The 19,331-nt window shown below is 54.2% G+C and carries 14 protein-coding genes and 1 other annotated feature; of the genes, 3 read left to right on the top strand and 11 right to left on the bottom strand.

The features are described 5' to 3' along the window. Nucleotides 1-26: 26 nt before the first annotated feature. The 8 genes from ACESSO_RS02255 to ACESSO_RS02220 all read right to left on the bottom strand — a co-directional run bounded on the left by ACESSO_RS02255 (nucleotide 27) and on the right by ACESSO_RS02220 (nucleotide 10,790). Nucleotides 27-1,313, bottom strand: coding sequence for a galactokinase (locus ACESSO_RS02255; RefSeq protein WP_373163412.1), 1,287 nt, complete (start codon nucleotides 1,311-1,313; stop codon nucleotides 27-29). Nucleotides 1,314-1,472: 159 nt separating this feature from the next. Beyond that, complete coding sequence (locus ACESSO_RS02250) at nucleotides 1,473-3,128, bottom strand: galactoside ABC transporter permease (protein WP_373163411.1); 1,656 nt, start codon at nucleotides 3,126-3,128, stop codon at nucleotides 1,473-1,475. Between the two features lie 15 nt (nucleotides 3,129-3,143). Then, entirely contained in the window at nucleotides 3,144-4,652 is a 1,509-nt protein-coding gene (locus tag ACESSO_RS02245; protein WP_373163410.1) for a sugar ABC transporter ATP-binding protein, read from the bottom strand. Between the two features lie 198 nt (nucleotides 4,653-4,850). Next, complete coding sequence (locus tag ACESSO_RS02240) at nucleotides 4,851-6,083, bottom strand: substrate-binding domain-containing protein (RefSeq protein WP_373163620.1); 1,233 nt, start codon at nucleotides 6,081-6,083, stop codon at nucleotides 4,851-4,853. A 237-nt stretch (nucleotides 6,084-6,320) separates the two neighbouring features. After that, nucleotides 6,321-7,292 carry a substrate-binding domain-containing protein gene (locus tag ACESSO_RS02235; RefSeq protein WP_373163409.1) on the bottom strand — a complete coding sequence of 324 codons (972 nt, stop codon included), beginning with the start codon at nucleotides 7,290-7,292 and terminating at the stop codon, nucleotides 6,321-6,323. Next, nucleotides 7,279-8,997 carry a sensor histidine kinase gene (locus ACESSO_RS02230; protein ID WP_373163408.1) on the bottom strand — a complete coding sequence of 573 codons (1,719 nt, stop codon included), beginning with the start codon at nucleotides 8,995-8,997 and terminating at the stop codon, nucleotides 7,279-7,281. Before ACESSO_RS02230 ends, ACESSO_RS02235 begins: the two co-directional genes overlap by 14 nt. Further along, nucleotides 8,994-10,274, bottom strand: coding sequence for a response regulator (locus ACESSO_RS02225; protein WP_373163407.1), 1,281 nt, complete (start codon nucleotides 10,272-10,274; stop codon nucleotides 8,994-8,996). The genes ACESSO_RS02230 and ACESSO_RS02225 overlap by 4 nt, the downstream gene beginning before the upstream one ends. Before the next feature lie 402 nt (nucleotides 10,275-10,676). Further along, entirely contained in the window at nucleotides 10,677-10,790 is a 114-nt protein-coding gene (locus ACESSO_RS02220) for a small, acid-soluble spore protein, alpha/beta type (protein ID WP_302667028.1), read from the bottom strand. A 246-nt stretch (nucleotides 10,791-11,036) separates the two neighbouring features. Between ACESSO_RS02220 and ACESSO_RS02215 the strand changes: the two genes are divergently transcribed. Further along, complete coding sequence (locus ACESSO_RS02215; RefSeq protein ID WP_373163406.1) at nucleotides 11,037-13,604, top strand: NYN domain-containing protein; 2,568 nt, start codon at nucleotides 11,037-11,039, stop codon at nucleotides 13,602-13,604. 62 nt (nucleotides 13,605-13,666) lie between these two features. Next, complete coding sequence (locus ACESSO_RS02210; protein ID WP_297275850.1) at nucleotides 13,667-14,095, top strand: Rrf2 family transcriptional regulator; 429 nt, start codon at nucleotides 13,667-13,669, stop codon at nucleotides 14,093-14,095. 50 nt (nucleotides 14,096-14,145) lie between these two features. On the opposite strand, the gene ACESSO_RS02205 is transcribed toward ACESSO_RS02210, so the two are convergent. Genes ACESSO_RS02205 through ACESSO_RS02195 form a run of 3 tightly spaced genes read right to left on the bottom strand, consistent with a single transcriptional unit; the run spans nucleotide 14,146 to nucleotide 17,356 of the window. Then, the gene (locus ACESSO_RS02205; protein ID WP_373163405.1) at nucleotides 14,146-15,564 is read right to left on the bottom strand and encodes a lipopolysaccharide biosynthesis protein; all 1,419 of its coding nucleotides are present in this window, start codon (nucleotides 15,562-15,564) and stop codon (nucleotides 14,146-14,148) included. Beyond that, nucleotides 15,565-16,137 (bottom strand): phosphatase PAP2 family protein, encoded by a 573-nt coding sequence (locus ACESSO_RS02200; RefSeq protein ID WP_373163404.1) that lies wholly within the window; start codon nucleotides 16,135-16,137, stop codon nucleotides 15,565-15,567. Nucleotides 16,138-16,159: 22 nt separating this feature from the next. Continuing rightward, nucleotides 16,160-17,356, bottom strand: coding sequence for a dicarboxylate/amino acid:cation symporter (locus ACESSO_RS02195; RefSeq protein ID WP_373163403.1), 1,197 nt, complete (start codon nucleotides 17,354-17,356; stop codon nucleotides 16,160-16,162). A gap of 142 nt (nucleotides 17,357-17,498) precedes the next feature. Further along, nucleotides 17,499-17,739, top strand: a binding site (T-box leader). A 31-nt stretch (nucleotides 17,740-17,770) separates the two neighbouring features. On the opposite strand from ACESSO_RS02195, the gene ACESSO_RS02190 reads away from it, so the two are divergent. Next, nucleotides 17,771-19,315, top strand: a complete 1,545-nt coding sequence (locus tag ACESSO_RS02190) for a 2-isopropylmalate synthase (protein WP_373163619.1) — start codon at nucleotides 17,771-17,773, stop codon at nucleotides 19,313-19,315. Nucleotides 19,316-19,331: the final 16 nt, after the last annotated feature.

Raw genomic sequence — 19,331 nt, 5'->3', positions numbered from 1 at the left:
CTTTCACATCAAAGCAGTTGTATTATTCAGGACCAGAGAACCGTGCCGCCAACCGGTCGAATCCGCAGCACGTGACAGCAGCCGGCACCCAGCGCGCCTTCGATCTCACTGCGGAACGCCTCGAGAATGTCCAGCGGGACAAAAGCCTGAATGGTTCCGGCAAAGCCGCCGCCGTGTACGCGGCAGGCACCGCGGCCGTTCAGCGCGCGCTGTGCCACGGTGAGCGCAACTGCCATGGACTGTTCCTGTACAGCACCGGTCGGGGTGATGTCCTGCAGCTGTTCCCAGGAGGAATGGCCGGATTGGTTGACCAGTGCAAGGAAGGTGTCCATATCGCCATTGGCCAGTGCGTCCGCCTGCTTGGCTACCCGCTCGTTGTCGGCCAGAAAATGCAGCGCGCGAAGCACCGCACGGTCTCCTACCGCTTTGCGCAGCGCGGGCAGATTGCCGAGTACGTCGGCTTCCTCCACCTCGCGCAGCACCTCTTTGCCGAAGAAAGCAGCAACAGTTTTCATTTCTCTGGGGACTGCAGCGTATTCGTCTGTCAGATCGGCGTGGTCCGCACCGCAGTCGATGATGCACAGGGCATAACCAAGGCTGTCCAAATCCACCTTCAGCGCCCGAACAACCGGAGCAGCAGGATCGGCAAAGTCGATGGTTACAGCGCCTCCAACCGAGGAAGCAGTCTGATCCATCAGTCCGCAGGGCTTGCCGAAATACACATTTTCCGCCTTCTGACCCATCTGGGCAATCGTTACCGGGTCAAGTTTGCCCTCGCAGAACAGATGATTCTCAATCACGCCCAACAGAACCTCACATGCTGCAGAAGAGGACAGGCCGGAGCCGGGCAGCACGTTGGATGTGGCATACACATCAAAACCGGCTACGGTATAGCCCTTCTGTGCAGCCTGAGCCGCCATACCGCGCACCAGTGCGGCGGTACTTTCTTTTTCTTCCTCCTTGGGGTCCAGCGTGTCCAGCGCGACCTCTACCATCGGCCAGCCCTCGGACTGGAAACGGATGGTGTTAGTGCCGTTCGGGCTGGCACATGCCAAAAAGTCCAAATCGACCGCACCGGCCAGAACACGGCCGTGCTGATGGTCGGTATGGTTGCCGCCAATCTCTGTGCGGCCGGGGGCGGAGCACAGAGCTACGGTTGCGTCGTCTCCGACGCCAAAGGTTTTCTGAAATTCATCCAGTAATTTTGCTATGCGCTGTCGGGCGGCTGCCAGATCATCATACAACAGTTGAGACAGCGGCTCGTTTAGCTCTCCGGCATCCAGTGCGCGTCGTACATCGCCCAATTTTTGCATGGTTGTATTCACTCCTTTTGGCCTCGGCAGACCGAGGCGCTGCTTTCAAAAAACAGTATACATCTTTTTTTTCAGTAAGTGTAACAGAAAGCCGCTGCAAGCAGGCGGGACCTTTATAGTTGCCTTGCAGCGGCTTTTCGCTTTTATCAGATGGATTGCTTACTTTTTCTGTACGTACTTCAAGCAGTCCAGCATAACGGCTACCAGAATGATGATGCCGGAGAATACGAACTGCAGGTTGGTGTCAATACCCAGCGTGGTGAGCGAGTAGGTCAGGGCAGTAAAGATGAATACGCCCACAACGACACCGGAGATCTTGCCGATACCACCGGTGAACGAGATACCGCCTACTACGCAGGCTGCGATGGCGTCCATTTCCCAGCCTTGACCGTAAGCCGCGGAACCCGAGCCAACCATACGGATGCATTCCAGCCAAGCGCCGAAGCCATACAGGATACCGGCCATGACGAATGCGCCTACAGTGACCCAGAATACGGAGATACCGGACACGGCGGCGGATTCCGGGTTGCCGCCGACAGCGTAGAGGTTCTTGCCGAAAGTGGTCTTGTTCCAGATGAACCACACGATGACTACCGCTGCAACCGCCCACAGAATGATGGTGGGGAAGTTGTTGATGCGGGGGATGATCATGTTGGGGATGGTCGGGTCAATCGCACCGAAGGACACACCCTTGGTAGAATAGGTGACCAGACCGAAGATAACCAGCATGTTCGCCATGGTGGAAATGAAGGGATGCATTTTGAACTTCGCCGTAAAGAAACCGGCGATTGTGGTGAACACGGTGCAAAGCACGATGCACACGACCAGTGCCAGAAGAACACGGGCAATGGCCGGCAGGCTGGTAAAGTCAAAGATATGACCGAACACGGAGCCGGTGTTGATGCCCTGATGCATGACGATGGTTGCCGCCGTCATGCCCATACCGACCATACGGCCGATGGACAGGTCGGTACCGGCCAGCAGAATCAGGCCCGCTACGCCCAAAGCCAGGAACATTCTGGGTGAAGCCTGCTGGAGAATGTTCAGCACGTTGTTTACCGTCAACAGCTGTACGTTCTTCACCAGCGGGGTGATGATACACAGGGCGATGAAGATAATGATGATGGCGATATACAGACCGTTTTTCAGCAGGAAGTCACGACGGTTGAATGTGTACTTGTAGTTCTCCCACCGCTGCGACATGGATTCACCGAACGAGAATTTGGACATGCGCAGCAGGTCAATGAGGTGGAACTTGTGTTCAAAGGCGGCGTGCTGCCGGTCCTTCACCTCCTGCAGGTTCTTAGCCCGCTGCATTTTGGCGTCAAAGAGCCGGTTTTTGTGAACGTACTTTTCATCCTTGATTTCATGGGCATCACTGAGCTTGGACATCGTGCTCTGATGCTCTTGATTGAGTTTGGCGACCGTTGCGCGGTATTTTTCCTCAGCAAGCACCTTTTCGTCCTTGCAGCTTGCAATGACCGCCTGATAGTAGTCCGTATTGAAATGGGCCTTTAAGTAATTCTCTGCGTCGCTAACTAGCTTGGCGATTGTATCTTTATTTCGATTTTCGACCGCTTTGGCCTTCTCCAGCTCTGACTGAAGTTCCCGAATACGGGCTTCTTTCTCCTGAGCGGTGTAGATTTTATCGCGCTTCAGGCTGTCGATGGCGCTTTGGATTTCGATCACCTTATCGGTGCCGTCCTCGCGCAGGTCATTGATCTGATCTTGAATTTTGCCGACATATTCGTCGATGGGCTGGCGAAGCTGCGCTTCCTGCTCAGCCGTAAGAATTTTTGTACTTGTTGATGCCATAAGCGATTTCTCCTACTACAGGTATTTTGCGCTAAGCCGCAAAAGCTCTTCCTGATCGGTCTCTTTGGTGTTGACAATGCCGGAGAGATGTCCGTTGGACATAACGCCGATACGGTTGGTGATGCCGAGGATCTCGGGCATTTCGGAAGAGACGACGATGATGGTCTTGCCGCGCTTGGCCATATTGATGATCAGCTCGTAAATCTCATATTTGGCACCCACGTCGATGCCTCGAGTGGGTTCGTCCATCATAAAGACTTGAGGTTCCCGTTCCAGCCACTTGCCGAAGATGACCTTTTGCTGGTTGCCGCCGGACAGGCTGGAAATCATATCGTCGGGGCCCATGCATTTGGTATGCATGATCTTGATTTCCTTGTTGGTGGCTTTTACCATCTGTGCATCAGACAAGGCAAGGCCACTCTTGTACTGATTCAGATTCGCAATGGTTGTGTTAAAGGTGAGGTCACATTTGAGGAACAGTCCGTTGGCCTTGCGCTCCTCGGTAATCATGGCGAAGCCGTGCTCGATTGCCTCTCGGGCGCTGCTGAAATTCATCAGACGGTTCTTGAAATAGACACGACCGGCAGCGCGTGTCCGAACACCGAAAATCGTTTCCAGCAGCTCGGTGCGCCCGGCGCCCACCAGACCGTACAAGCCGAAAATCTCGCCTTCCCTTACATCAAAGGATATATCCTGAAGATGGGGCGCGTACTTGGTGGAGAGGTGCTGCACCGACAAAATCGTGTCTCCCGGTGTGTTGTTGACCGGGGGGAAGCGGCTCTCCAGAGAGCGGCCTACCATGGCGGTGATAAGCTCGTTCATGTTGGTGTCCTGCGAGGGTTTGGTCATGACCAGATTGCCGTCGCGAAGTACGGAAATCTCATCGCAAATTTCAAAGATTTCATCCATTTTATGCGAGATGTAGATGAGAGCAATGCCCTGCTCCTTCAGCATTCGCATCATTTCAAAGAGTTTATCGACCTCCTGCACCGTGAGGGAGGAGGTGGGTTCATCCAGAACAATCACCTGCGAGTTGTAGGAAATTGCTTTGGCGATTTCGCACATCTGTCGTTGGGAAACGGACATGTTCCGCATGGGTTGGGTCAGGTTGACCGTCATACCCAGCTTGCGGAACAGTTCCGAAGCTTTCTTTTTCATCCTGCCTTCGTCGACCATGCCCACGGAATTGGTGGGGTACCGGCCCAGAAACAGGTTGTCGATCACGTTGCGTTCCAGACATTGGTTGAGTTCCTGATGCACCATGGCGATTCCGTTCTCCAGGGCGTCCTTAGGGCCGGAGAAGCTGATCTCCTTGCCGTTCAAAAAGATCTTTCCTTCGTCCTTCTGATAGGTGCCGAACAGGCACTTCATCATCGTGGACTTGCCGGCGCCGTTTTCGCCCATCAGTCCCATGACCGTTCCGCGCTTGACATCCAGATTGATGTGATCGAGCACTCGGTTACGGCCAAAGGATTTACTCATGCCGCGGATTGACAGGACAATATCGTTTTTTGCATCTGTCATTCTCGTTACTCCCGTTTATGCAATATTGCCAGATTGGGCGGACCCAAGCGATCCGCTCCGGTTTCCTTGGAAAAACAGGATTGGGGAGAAGGTATTCTTCCGTATGGAGAATCGCTTCTCCTAAGACGGAGAATTCCTTCTCCCCAATCACATTGGCTTGTTACCTATTGTTTCGCTTGAAAAGTGTTCGAATCCGAATTACTGATTCAGCAGAGCAGTGTAGGAAGCTGCGTTGTCGGTCTTAACCATGTTGATGGCGAAAGCATCGTACGCGCTCGGGTTGCTCAGACGGTTGGTGATGTTGGCCTCGGTCTGGCCGTCGCCGCCGATGTACTCTACCTTCAGGTTGAGCAGGTCGTCATAGTTCTGCAGCAGCGGCTGGTAAGTAGCGCTGAGGAAGTTATCAGCAGCGTTGTAAATGTTCAGCCATACGCTCTTTTCCGGATGAGCGGAAGCATCCAGCTGATTGCTGACCGGCGCGTAAACCTTGGTGGAGTCGGTGAAGTCGGTGTAGTTGTCCTTGGTAACTGCTACGTTCAGAGCGTAGTAGGAGCGAGCGGACTCGTCGTAGTAGTAAACGTCGTCGCTCAGCACGTTGCCGGCGTCATCCTCGGTGCCGATACCGGTGTCGATATCCACGCCGTCCAGTGCGTTGCGCAGTACGCGGAGGGTCAGGTAAGCCTGAACGTCAGCATGCTGGCTGATGGTGCCGCCGTAGCCTTCTGCGATGGCTGCAACCGCGTCAGCGTTAGCGTCATAGCCGAAGGTCGGAACATTGTTGGCCTTGGACCAAGCGTTAAACATGGACATGCCCATGCCGTCGTTGTTAGAAGCTACGATATCGATCTGGTCACCGAAAGAGGAAGCCCAGGTGCCGATCGCGTTGCCGGCGGTAGCAGCATCCCAAGTTGCACCGGCGGAGTTCTTCATTTCCTGAGAAGCCAGCTCACGGACAATGTAGGTCTTGCCGTTGACTTCCAGAGAGCCGTCCTTAACAGCGGTAGCGGAGCCGTCTGCATTGCTGCCTACGGGATCGCTGTTGATAGCGCCGTTGGCTTCAACGGCAGTGCCGAGAGCCGCGCGGACACCGCGGGTACGGGCGATGGAGTCGTTGTGGCCGATATCGCCGATAGCGAGTACATAGCCGATGATGCCGTCGCCGTTGCGGTCGATGGTGTCAATGTTAGCCTTTACGTAGTCCAGAATCATGGTGCCCTGCAGCTCAGCGCCCTGGTTAGCGTCAAAGCCTACGTAGTAAGTGTTTTCGTTGAAGTTCACAGCGGTCATATCCAACTCACCGGTGGAGCTGTTGGAGGGCTGACGGTTGAACCATACTAAGGGCTTATCCTTGTTGGCAACTTCTGCTGCTTCCGTACCGCTGTTGTTCTGCGTCGTATCCGAATTGTTGCCGCCCGAAGAGCAAGCCGCCATGCTGGCCATCATTGCAGCAGCCAGGGTAAGCGCGAGTACCTTTTTCTTCATAATGATTCTCCTTTTCTCCTTTTAGTTGGAAGGGATATTCTTCAGAAGTTCCTTCCTGCTTGTTTTCATTGTATGGGAAACAATACGGAAAAACAAGGTAAAAAATCACCGAAGAAGGGGTAAATTTCATTGAAATTTATTATAAAATGAAATTTTTAAATCTTTAAATTGTGCATATTTCACAATTCAGCGACTGTCAAAGGCGAACAGAGCCTTTTGACTGTCTACATCAAAAAGGTTGTTCCGGTCCACAATCTGAGTCGAGGTGTCCACGATGCGTTCCATACCGCCGGCTTGCCCGGCGAGCAGCTTATAGGCGCTTTCCACACCCAGATAGCCCATGGCATAAGGATTCTGCACAATAAGGGCATCAACCGAGCCTTCCTGCAGGCCGTCCACGGTGGCTACGTTGGAGTCAAAGCCCACCAGAAAAACCGTTTCGGAAAGCCCCATCTGTTCTACCGCCTGTGCTGCGCCCACGCTGGTAGGCTCATTGAAGGCGAGCAGCACATTGATTTCCGGGTGGGTTGTCAGCAGAGCGATGGTGTCCATTTTGGCGTGGCCAGCCTCCGCCAGTGTGTTGATAACGCTGACAACCTCGGCCCGGTCGCTGGCGGCAAAAGTATCTACCGCACCCCGTTCGCGCTCCTGACCGTTCGCGCTGCTGATGTCATAATTGACGATGCCGACCCTCAGCGGGGTTTTTACCCGTTCAAGTGCTGCCTGCGCCGCCATCTGTCCGGCGGCGTAGTTATCGGTGCCGATATAGGTGCTCACTGCTTCGGAATCCACGTTACTGTCAATGGCTACGATTTTGACGCCGTTTTGGGCGGCAGCATCAATTGCAGCGGCGTTGTTTTCGTAGTCAATGGCAGAAAATACAATGGCTTCCGCCCCTTCGTTTACCGCATCGGACACCATTTGATTCTGTGTTTCGTAATCCTCTTCGGTATTCGGGCCAATGATGGTGAGCTTGAGATTGTATTCTGTGGCGGCAGCCTCCGCCCCGGCAAAGACAGACAGCCAGAACTCTGTCTGCGTGGACTTGGCCACCAGCGCTACCGTATGCTGTCGGGAGTAGTCGGTGCTGGTGGAGCAGCCGCACAGCAGTACGCAAAGCATAGCTGCCCATACAGAGCCCCATCTATTTCGTCTCATAATCTCCCTCCTGTATCTTAGGCATGCGAATTTCCACACAGGTTCCCACATCCGGCTCACTGCTGATATGCAGGCCATACTGCTTGCCAAAATAGATTTGCAGCCGGTCGTTCACATTTCGAATGCCGATGCCGGTGCGGTCCTCCGGTCCGCGCTGTAAAATGGACTGAATCAGCTCGTCGCTCATGCCTACGCCGTTGTCGCGGACGTCGAATACAATGTCCTCTCCGTCCTGTCGCACCTGCACGGTAATGCGGCCCTCATCCACCAGTAGGTCAAGGCCATGGTTGATGGCGTTTTCGATAATGGGCTGGAGAGTTATCTTGTTGCAGTAATAGTTCAGACACGCAGGGTCCACATCGAATTCATAGGTAAACTGGTTTTTATAGCGGTATTTCTGGATTTGAAGATAGCTTTCCGCATGCTCGATTTCTTTGGCAATGGGGATGAGCTCATGTCCTTTGCTGATGCTGATGCGAAACAGTCTGGCCAGAGCATGAATCATTTTTACCGCGTCGTCATTGCGGCCCTGCTCGCACATCCATGCGATGGAATCCAGCGTGTTGTATAAAAAGTGAGGGTTGATCTGCGCCTGAAGCGCTTTCAACTCGGTTTTGCGAAGGTTGATTTCCTCCTCTCGCACAGTGGTCATCAGACGCTGGATACGCAGTACCATATGCTCGAAGGAGCTGGATAACTCCTGCACCTCACGGGTGCCGCCTACAGGCAGATAGGTGAAGTGATCGGCATCGGTTTCAAAACTCTCCATGGCGTCGGCCAGACCGCGGAGCGGGCGGGCCAGCAGTCGGGAGAGGAGAAAGCTTGTCAACACCGCTGCTGCGAGCATCACCACGCCCAGTGCAAGGGAGAGACGAATCATTTCCCGGAAGCTGCGGTTGACCATTTCATCCACATAACTGACGCCCACGATGCGCCAGTCGCTATCCGCCACGCTGGTGACGGAATAAATCACGGTATCATTGACATAGGCGCCGTCTGCTAAGGTGGACAGAGAGGTGGTGTCCTCCGATTTCAGCCCCGCGTACAGCAGCTGCTGCTGGGGATGGTAAACGATGTTGCCTTCTTTGTCCATGAGAAAGCAGTAGCCGCGCTGGCCGATGCTGACGTTATTGATGTAGGTGGAGATGCTGGAAAAACTCAGGTCGAGTGATACCCAGGCCGTCTGGTTGCCTGACTCCAGCGGCACGGTCATGGTCACCACCCAGGGATAATAGCCTTCGAAAATACTTTCCACATGGGGAGCGGTCATATAGGCGCCGCCGGAGGCGCGTGCACGGTCCAGATTGAAGGAAAGGTTTTGATAAATGACTTCGCGAGGCTCTCGATCAAGACACCAGCAGTCCAGCATCTTACCGGAAGGTGAGTAGCTTGTCACCGCTACCACATCCGGGCGGAAGGTCAGAAAGGCATCCAGAAGCTGGTTTCGGTTGTCGGCGCTTTCCAGCAGGGACCATTCCACCAGAGACATGGCCTGCTCCATGCTTTGCAGATAGTTGCCGACCGTGTTGGAAACCTGTGAAACCGCCTGGTCGCTGCTGGTAAGGGCGCTCTGCACCATGGCGCTGCGGTAGCGGTTGAGAAAAAGAAGAATGCTGCTGCACAGGATGACTGCTACCACGCCCAGCACCATGGAGACCAGAATGGTGGTAATGCGCAGCCCTGTGCGGGAAACACCGTCCTTCACGGCTGCTCACCTGCCTTTTCCCGATCCAGCCTGCGGCGCATTGTGCTGGGGGATTCACCGCAGTATTTTTTAAAGCAGTAGCTGAAGTAGTGCTGGTCGGTATAGCCGCACCGCTGGGCAATCTCCTGAATCTTGAGTGGGGAGGATATCAGCAGTTCGCGGGCGGCTTCCATCCGCTTGCGGATGAGAATGTTGATGAAGGTTTCGCCGGCATATTTTTTGATGCAGGTGGAAAGATGATTGGGGCTGACGGTCAGCATCCCGCTGAGCGATACCAGAGAAAGGTCGGCATCCATGTAGTGCTGGTTGAGTGCCTCCATGGCCCGCTTGCACAGCAGCTCGCCCCCCTTGACGGACGGAGACAGGTCGCTGATGAACTGTGCGCCGCTTTCCATGCGGTCGCCCTGACGAAGAGCATCCATTGCCTCCCGATACGCGTCGTGGAGGGCGGTCAAATTCCGTGTTGTGCGGCTGATGCCGATGCGGCAGCATTTGCCCAGCACACGGTCAGCCATTTGAGGGATTTCGTCCGCAAGGATGTGAAGATATTTGTCAAAATCAGATGGATTGCCCAGCAGCACGGAAATCACTTTGCCGGAAGCAAAAAAATGGGCGCCGCGCAGGTATTTTGTTGCCAGTCGATTGACAGACGCGACAAAGGAGGGGGGCGTGCAGTTGCCTCCGTCTGCTTCCAGCAGGGTGGATACCATCACAATATAGTGGGGCCGATCCTCCATATCCCGCAGCAGGCCGCACTGCCGTGCATAAGCCTTCGCCCGCGGCTCACCATCCGGCTCAGCGTAGTCATCCAGTACCAGAGGCATCAGCATTGCAGTCTGCAGGTCCAGTCCGCTGGGATTGGGGGAGGATTGCCGGAACATGGCGAACTGGGTGTCAATCTTCTGCCGGATATTTTGCAGCTCCTTACTCAACCCCTCCATGGTCAAAGGCTTGAGCATGTAGCTGATGATGTTATATTGAATTGCCTGTTTGGCGTATTCAAAATCGTCATAACCGCTGAGAAAAGCAATATTGGTGGCAGGTCGAATTTCGCGCACCTGCCGGGCAAGCTCAATGCCTGAAATGAAGGGCATCCGGATATCGGTGAGCAGCAGGTCAGGCTCGCATTCCTCCACCATCTGCAGAGCATCCAGCCCATTGCTGGCGCTCCCCACCAGACGGAAACCGTACTCCTCCCAGGGAATCATGGTACATACTGCTTCCCTTAATTCATCCTCATCGTCTGCGACAATCACCGAGTATAATGATTTAGCCATAGCAGTCCCCGTCCTTTCCTCGCCAAGGCGGTATTTGGAATTCTGATGTGCAGTATTATACCAAATTTCTCCCCATTCCGCAAAACAAATTCTGCTACAATACACAAACAGTCCGGATGGAGACAGTATCGGATGGGACTGTAGAGTATCCGCGGAGTTGACACCGAGCGAAGAATCCATTCATGAGGGTACAACTTGCTCGGTGGATGTGAAAATTTTTCCGGGAAACACCACCAATTGCAATTTGGAGAATGGTGAAAGCTATATTGTCTGCGTGCGTGCGGAAGAATAAACGCTGCGTCTCTATAAAAATAGCATGGGAACAGAAAACGGCCGCCTCCCATAAAAGTGGGGGGCGGCCGTTTAGGAGGTGTGAGCCGGTATGTAGTGTGGTTAGATGGATTAAGATGGAGAAGAGACAGCAAGGTCGGCTGCCGCCTCCATCTTAAAGCGATCCATTGCAGCGCGTGCTTCCGGAACCATACCCTGATTAGAACCATTCTTCGTGTTAGTCATGTTTTTTCTCTCCTTTTGTTTGATTTTGTTTTTGGGGTTTTGCTGATAGTATTTTGTGCGCAAAAAACCGCAATATGAGATGAAATTGCTGTTCTTCGAGGAAAATGCTGCGTAAATTATGTGCAGAAATTTCAATAATGCCTTTTTAAAAGGAAAAATTGTTATGTGGATGCAGCTGTTGGAATGTCTTGTGCTTTAACTACTTTTTTGATATAATATTATAAATCAATCAACGAGAAGGAAATTATGAAACGATTTGTCATCGGTATTCTGGCACATGTGGATGCGGGGAAAACAACGCTGTCTGAGGCGCTGCTGTATCTGACGGGCGCAGTGAAAAAACTGGGGCGGGTAGACCATCAAAATGCCTTTTTGGATACGTTTGCGATTGAGCGGGAACGGGGCATCACGGTTTTTTCCAAACAGGCCGAGTTGTCGCTGCCGACGGCTGCGGTGACGCTGCTGGACACGCCGGGGCACGTGGATTTTTCTGCGGAAATGGAGCGCACGCTGCAGGTGATGGACTACGCAATTCTGGTTGTCAGCGGGACGGACGGTGTGCAGGCGCATACACAGACGCTGTGGCGGCTGCTCGAGCGGCATCATGTGCCGACCTTTCTTTTTATCAATAAAATGGACATCCATCCGGACGCGCGTGCAGCGCGTATGGCGGAACTGAAAAAACGTCTGGGGGATGGATGTATTGCTTTTGACCAGCAGGATACCATGGCGGAGGAAATCGCCGTGTGCGACGAGGCAATGCTCGAGCGGTATCTGGAAACAGGCTGCGTGGAACAGGAGGAAATCGCTTCTCTGATTCGCGCCCGCAAGGTATTTCCGTGTTATTTCGGCTCTGCGCTGCGGCTGGAAGGTGTGGAAGCGCTGCTTGACGGACTGGAGCGCTATACGCAGCAGCCGCAGTATGACAGCACCTTCGGTGCGCAGGTGTTCAAAATCACACGCGACGGACAGGGCAACCGTCTGTCGCATCTCAAAATCACTGGCGGCACGCTTGCGGTGCGTGCGTTGCTGTCCGGCGAAGAAGACGGCGGCTGGCAGGAAAAGGTCAACCAGATTCGGGTGTATTCGGGCGAAAAATTTCAATCGGTCGAGCGGGCGGAAAGCGGTATGGTCTGTGCGGTAACCGGCCTGACCCACACGAGGCCCGGCATGGGATTGGGCAGTGCGGCAGGTGCGCTGCCGCCGGTACTCGAACCGGTATTGGGCTATCGGGTGCAGTTTCCGGATACGTATGACGCACATACTATGCTGAGGAATCTGCGTCAGTTGGAAGAAGAGGACCCGCAGCTGCGCGTAGTCTGGAATGAGCGTTTGGGTGAGATTTATTTGCAGCTCATGGGTGAGGTGCAGCTGGAAATCCTGACCCGCGTAATTGCGGAACGTTTTGGCGTGGCGGTCACATTTGACGAAGGCAGTATCGTCTATAAAGAGACTATCACTACGCCCGCGGTCGGCATCGGACATTTTGAGCCGCTGCGCCATTATGCGGAGGTGCATCTGCTGCTGGAGCCGGGTGAGCGCGGCAGCGGCTTGCAGTTTGCCACGGCCTGTCCGGCCGATACGCTGGACATCAACTGGCAGCGTTTGATTTTGACGCATCTGGCAGAGAAAACGCATGTTGGCGTGCTGACCGGCGCGCCGATTACCGACATGAAAATCACGCTGCTGACCGGCCGCGCGCATGTCAAGCATACCGAGGGCGGTGATTTCCGCGAGGCGACCTATCGCGCGGTGCGCAACGGTCTGATGCAGGCGGAAAGCGTACTGCTTGAACCGTATTACGCATTTGAATTGACGCTGCCGGAAGAATGCGTGGGCCGTGCAATGAACGATATTCAGCGTATGGAAGGCACATTTGAACCGCCTGAGCCGCAGGAGGATGGCGTGCTGCTGACCGGCACGGCGCCGGTTTCCACGATGCGCAATTATTGGACCGAGGTGGCGGCCTATACCAAGGGATGCGGACGGCTGGTGTGCACGCCGGATGGCTATGCGCCCTGCCATAATGCTGCGCAGGTGATTGAGCAGAGCGGCTATCAGCCGGAGCACGATACCGAAAATTCCCCGGATTCCGTGTTTTGTTCGCATGGCGCGGGCTATGTCGTTAAGTGGGACGAGGTGCGCGCACATGCGCATATGGATGCAGGTGTGTGTTTGCAGCCGGAGGAAGAAGAGCCGACGCTTCAGCCGGTGCGCCGTGCGGCGGCGTCATCCGGCTTGGATGACGATAAAGAGCTGCGCGCTCTGTTTGAGCGTACCTATGGTCCAATCCGCGACCGCGGTTTTGAAGCCTTTCGGCAGAGTCGCAAAAAAGCGGAGACAATCGAGCAGCTGTATGTTACCCGCATCCGCGCGGATGACTATCTGCTGGTCGATGGGTACAATATTATTTTTGCATGGGACGAATTGCGCAGCATGGCGGCTGCGGATATCAATGCGGCGCGCGAAGCGCTGATTAACGTATTGAGTAATTATCAAAGTGTGCGCAAGTGCCATTTGATTGTGGTGTTTGACGCATACAAAGTCAAAGGGGGAATGGGGTCTATTGAAAAACGGCATGGTCTGCATATCGTTTACACCAAAGAGGCGGAAACGGCGGACATGTATATTGAACAGGCATCCTACGACCTCTCCCGCAAGCACCGTGTGCGCGTTGCCACATCGGATGGCATGGAGCAGATGATTATCCTGGGACACGGTGCGGAGCGCATTTCCGCCACAGAACTGAAATGGGAAGTGGAGCAGGCCAGCCAGCATATTGCAGATGTGATTGCGCGTTTGCAGCAGGAATAATATGCGGCGGATGCAGGAAAGTGGCGGCTTTTTGAGGAATAATGTTGCAAAGGGGTATGCATATGAAGATTTCGACAAAGGGAAGATATGCGCTTCGTCTGATGATCGATCTGGCACAGCATGATGCTGCCGGCTACATCCCGTTGCGGGATATTTCCAAAAGGCAGGAAATATCGGCCAAATATCTGGAACAGATTGTCGTTCAGTTGTCACGCGCTGGTTTTGTGACATCCACGCGCGGTGCGCAGGGCGGATACCAATTGGCGCGGCATCCGTCGGAATATACCGTGGGGGATATTTTGCGCATTACAGAAGGCGCTCTGGTGCCGGTGGCGTGTCTGGAACATGATCCGGTTGAGTGCACGCGCGCGCAGGAATGCATAACACTGGACTTTTGGCGCGGCTTGTACGATGTGGTCAATCAGTATGTGGATTCGGTTACGCTGGAGGAATTGGTTAACCGCGGCAAAGCGTTGGATTTTTCCATTTGAAAAAATAACGCCGGACGAAAGTCCGGCGTTTTCTTTTTGTGTGATATTGTTTATGCGCGGTGCAGCAGTTTTTTGACACCGACCAGCAGTTCGCGGCAGTTGAGCAGGAACACGACAAAGAACAGCAGCAGCTGCCACAGCAGCCAAAGAGGCGGTTCCAGCAGCATCAAAGCACCCTGCACACACAGCAGAAACACGGTGATGCCCAGCCGTTTTTTATTCCAGCGCACCGGCATGAAGCGGCGGCTGTCCACCGCACGGTACAAGAACAGGACGACATAGCTGATGAGCGTTGCCGTCGCCGCGCCCATGCCGCCGTAGCGCGGGATGAGCAGCGCGTTGAGTGTGATGTTGACGACCGCAGAAAAAGCAGTGGACAGGAACGAGGGAATCGTGCGTTTTTCCAGCAGGTATACACTCTTCTGGAAACTTGACAGGCAGTTAAAGCCTGCGCCGACCGCCAGAATGGGGATGAATGTCCAGCCGATATAGTAGCTGGGAACGGCCAGCACAGTGATGGCGAGCTTGGCGCACATGATGCCGCCCGATGCAATAATGAACACAATTGAGCTGTACGTGTTGCCGACGTTGGAGAAAAACTGAATTTGCTCCTCGCGCGAGTTGTTGTTGACAATGGAAATCTGCCACGCATCGACAAAAATTGAGGCAACCAGCGCGATCAGCGTCGGAACGCGATAGGCGATGGAATAAATCGCACTGACCGAGGTATCCTGCATGGCCGCGAGAAACGCCTGATCGGAAAAGCCGATGATATAGACCAGAATCGCATCCGGCACAAGCGGCAGCGAGTAGGCCAGCATGCTGCGCCACAAATAGAAGTTGGGTTTGCGCAGCCGGATATACTTCCACAGGCTTGCCAACAGAAACAGGCAGACTGTGGAAAGTGCGTCCGCGCAGATAATGGAGAACACATAGCCGAAGATATTCCATTTGAATACCGTCAGATACAGAATGTTCAGCAGGATGGTGACAAAGGTGCGGAAAATACCGTCAACGGCGTACAGCCGCACATAGCCCAGCGCCCGGATGAACTGGCTGCAGGCGTTTTGCGTGCAGGAGGTCAGCACATACAGATAGATGAGCCACTGGTATTCCAGAAGGGAACCGGTTGCGCCGGTCGAGGTATTGTAGTGGATCAGGCCGAGCAGCGGGTGGAACGGCAACGAAATGATAAAGCCGCACAGAATGGTTGCCAGACCGATGGTGAACACGTCGCTCTTGCGGCGGCGGCGCTCCAGACCGTAGCGGATAATCGCCTGTCCGATGGAAAGCGAAACGACCGGATACAGGATGCTGGTGGTCTTGACAATCAAATCGGCAACGCCCATCTCATCCGTAGTCATCATGCCGGTATAGAAGCGCAGCATGAGGATGACAAGGATTTTGGAACTGAATGTGCCGATTGCAAAGATAAAGGTGTTGCTTAAAAGCCGCTTATACTGATTCATTCAGGCACCCTTTCTCAGCCGGATGGTATGAATGCGGTCTGTGATGCGATCGGTCAGCCATGCACCGACAAGACCGCACAGAATACCCAGCAGCACACCGGCCAGTACATCCGTCGGGTAGTGCACGCTGGCATAGAGCCGGGAGAAAGCAATCAGCGCCGCCAGAATGTAGGCAAGCGCACCGGATTTGCGGTGGAAAAAGCACAAGGCTGTCGCCGCTGCAAAAGAGGACAGGGTATGACCGGATGGGAAGGACCATTGGTCGCCCGGATCAAGCAGAGCGGTCAGTTCCGGATGCGTCACAAAAGGACGGGGACGCATGATCCATTCCTTGAGCCACACATTGCCGATGAGCACGCCGATGAGCAGTGCCACCAGCATTGCCGCACCCGCACGCCGCGTTTTGCGAAAGCATAGCAAGGCAATGGCCAGCACAATCCAAACAGCGCCGGCATTGCCAATCAGCGAAAAGAATTTCCAGAATGTATCGGAAATGCCGCCGCGCAGATGCGTGGAAATTTCATACAGAATATCAAAGTCAAACGATCGGATGATGTCAAGCAGTACCTCCAAGGCAGGCGCTCCTTTCTGTCAATCAGTAAGCAGTTTTCTCGCTGTCTGCGCGATCAATCCGGTCGACGATCAGCGCAATCGCCTGGTCGCCCGTTACATTGGTCGCTGTGCCGAAGCTATCCTGTGAGAAGTGCAGTGCAATGATCAGCTGCTGCATGGGATCGGTGAAACCGAGCATGGAGGTGATGAGGCCGAGCGCCGCCATCACGCCGCCGCCGGGTACGCCCGGTGCGGCAACCATCGTCACGCCGAGCATCATAATAAAGGGGGCAAACATGGCAAGGGTGGGCGTCAGGCCGCTGGCAATCATAATGCCCATCGAACCGAGTACCAGACAGATGGTGTCGCCGTTTAAGTTGATGGTTGCGCAAAGCGGCACAACAAAATCCGCGACATCCTCATTGACATTGTTGTTATAGGCACAGTCCAGCGCTACCGGAATCGTGGAGGCGGAAGACTGTGTGCCCAGTGCGGTAAAATAGGCGGGCACAACATTTTTCATGCTCTTGAAATGGTTTTTGCGGCAGACCACGCTGGCCAGTCCGAACTGCGAGAAAATATACAGCAGCTGCAGCACAATAATGATGCCGTACAGGGAGGCAAACATCTTAATGGTGGCAAACAGGCGGCCTTCTGCGGCGATGTTGCAGAACAGACCCGCAATGTGGACCGGAATCAGCGGGATGATGATGCGCTTGAGTACACCGGAAACAATTCGCTGCAGGTCGCGGCACACGTCCAGCAGGGAGGAACCGCGCAGGTTGGCCATGCCGATGCCAAGCACAAATGAAAGCACCAGAGCGGTCATCACGCCGAAGATCGGCTGAATATCAATGGTGAAAAAGGGCTGGAAGGCGTTGCTTTCCAGCACATCGCCTGTAATGGGCTGAATAATCGCAGGCAGCACTGCCTTGCCGATAAGGAAGGTGAGAAAACCGGAGATAACCGTGGTGCCATATGCCAGCAGCAGCGTAATGCCAAACAGCCGATTGGCCTTCTTGCCCAGCTCTGCCATGCCCACTGTGATAAACGAGAGGATGATCAGTGGAATCATAAAGGACAGGAAGGTGGAGAACAGCGACGTAAACGTGGCAAATAAGCGCACGACGGCAATAAATGCAGTGGAGTCTGCAATGCCGAACCAGCCGCCGCACAGGCCGATCAGTGTACCGGCGATGATGCCGACAATCAAACGAATAAGCAATCCCAGTTGTTTCACGTATTTTTGCTCCTCTTTTTTTGCAGTATAGCTATTACTATACCAGATTGCTGCAATCTTCGCAAGTCGACAGCTTGGGAAGGAAAAAATTAAAATACCCCTTGACAACCGCGCAGCCAAAGGCTAATATAATAACATATTGCAAAAGGTGATGAACGGGTAAAGTAATCGCACTCCTGTCCGCAGAGAGCTGTCGGTCGGTGTAAGACAGCGTCAGGAAACGATGAAACTCGCCCGGGAGCGGTCCGCTGAAAGCCGTCCGGCCGGTAGGAGGGAACGGATGCCCACCGTTACAGGGGCGGCGTATTGTTTGATGCGCACTGAGTGGCCGTATTTTGTGCGGCAACAAGAGTGGTACCGCGGAGTTATGCTTCGTCTCTTAATTTTGATTAAGGGACGAAGCTTTTTTTGTCCCTGTACAACCAAAGACAAGAAAGTGAGGACAAGAACATGGCAAGAACCATCCGAATTTTTGACACGACGCTGCGTGACGGTGAGCAGTCTCCCGGCTGCAGCATGAACCTGAACGAAAAAATCGAGGTTGCCAAGCAGCTGGAAGCTTTGAAGGTAGATATTATTGAAGCGGGTTTCGCGGCCTCCTCGCCCGGCGACGCAGCGGCAATTGCGGCGATTGCGGACAATGTGCACGGCTCGACAATCTGCTCGCTGGCGCGCTGCGTGGAAAAGGATATTGATGCGGCTTGGAATGCCATCCGCCGTGCGGACTCCGCCCGTATCCATACCTTCCTTGCCACTTCACCGGTGCACATGGAATACAAGCTCAAGATGACGCCTGATGAGGTTATTGAATCGGTGGCACACAATGTGGCATACGCCAAGAAGTACTGCGAGGACATTGAATTCTCTGCCGAGGACGCCTGCCGCTCGGATATGGACTTCCTGTGCCGCGTGTTTGAGACTGCTATTAAGGCTGGCGCAACAACGCTGAATATTCCGGACACAGTTGGTTATATGGTTCCCGAAGAGTATGCGGCCCGCATTCGCTATCTGCGTCAGCACACCGAGGGCATCGAGAACGTCATTCTCTCCTGCCATATGCACAACGACCTCGGCATGGCGGTAGCCAACTCGCTGGCCGGTGTGGAAGCTGGTATCAATCAGATCGAATGCACGATAAACGGCATCGGTGAGCGCGCGGGCAACGCTTCGATGGAAGAGTGCGTCATGGCGCTCAACACCCGCAAGGATCTGTTCGGCGTGCAGTGCAACATCGACACCCATCAGATCTATCGCGCAAGTCGCATGATTCAGACGATCACCGGTGTTTCGGTCGCGCCCACCAAGCCGATTGTCGGCGCCAATGCCTTTGCACATGAGGCAGGCATTCATCAGCACGGCGTAATGGCCAACAAGGAAACCTATGAGATTATGACGCCCGAATCGGTCGGCATTCCGAAGAATGCCATTGTACTGGGCAAGCACTCCGGCCGTCATGCGTTTGAAGAGCGCCTGCGCGAGCTGGGCTATACGATGGATAAGGAAAAACTCGACAAGACCTTTGAGAAGTTCAAGGCGCTGGCCGACAAGAAAAAGGTCATCAAGGACCGCGATCTGGAAGCACTGGTCGGCGCGGTGCCGGTTTCCGGCGAGGAGCGCTATACGCTTGACCGCTTTGTCATCAATTCCGGCAACACCATCACCTCGACGGCGGTTATCCGTGTTAAGAAGGGTGACGAGACGTTCGAGCGCGCTGCGGTTTCCGACGGCCCGATCAACGCCGCATTCCGCGCTATCAATAAGATTGTCGACAAGGATGTGGAGCTGGAGGATTACACGCTGCGCTCCATGACCGACGGCGAGGACGCGCAGGCAGAAGCGATTGCCAAGATCAGCATCGACGGCAGCGAGATTGTCACCGGCCGCGGCGTATCGACCGACGTTATCGAGGCATCTATCAAGGCCTACATCAACGGCATCAACAAGTATTTCATTGACTGAGAGCAGGAGGAAACAA

The sequence above is a fragment of the Agathobaculum sp. Marseille-P7918 genome (assembly GCF_964248325.1).
Lineage (GTDB): Bacteria > Bacillota > Clostridia > Oscillospirales > Butyricicoccaceae > Agathobaculum.
Note: the sequence above shows the minus strand (reverse complement) of the source record. Positions and strands in the feature narration are given on the sequence as shown.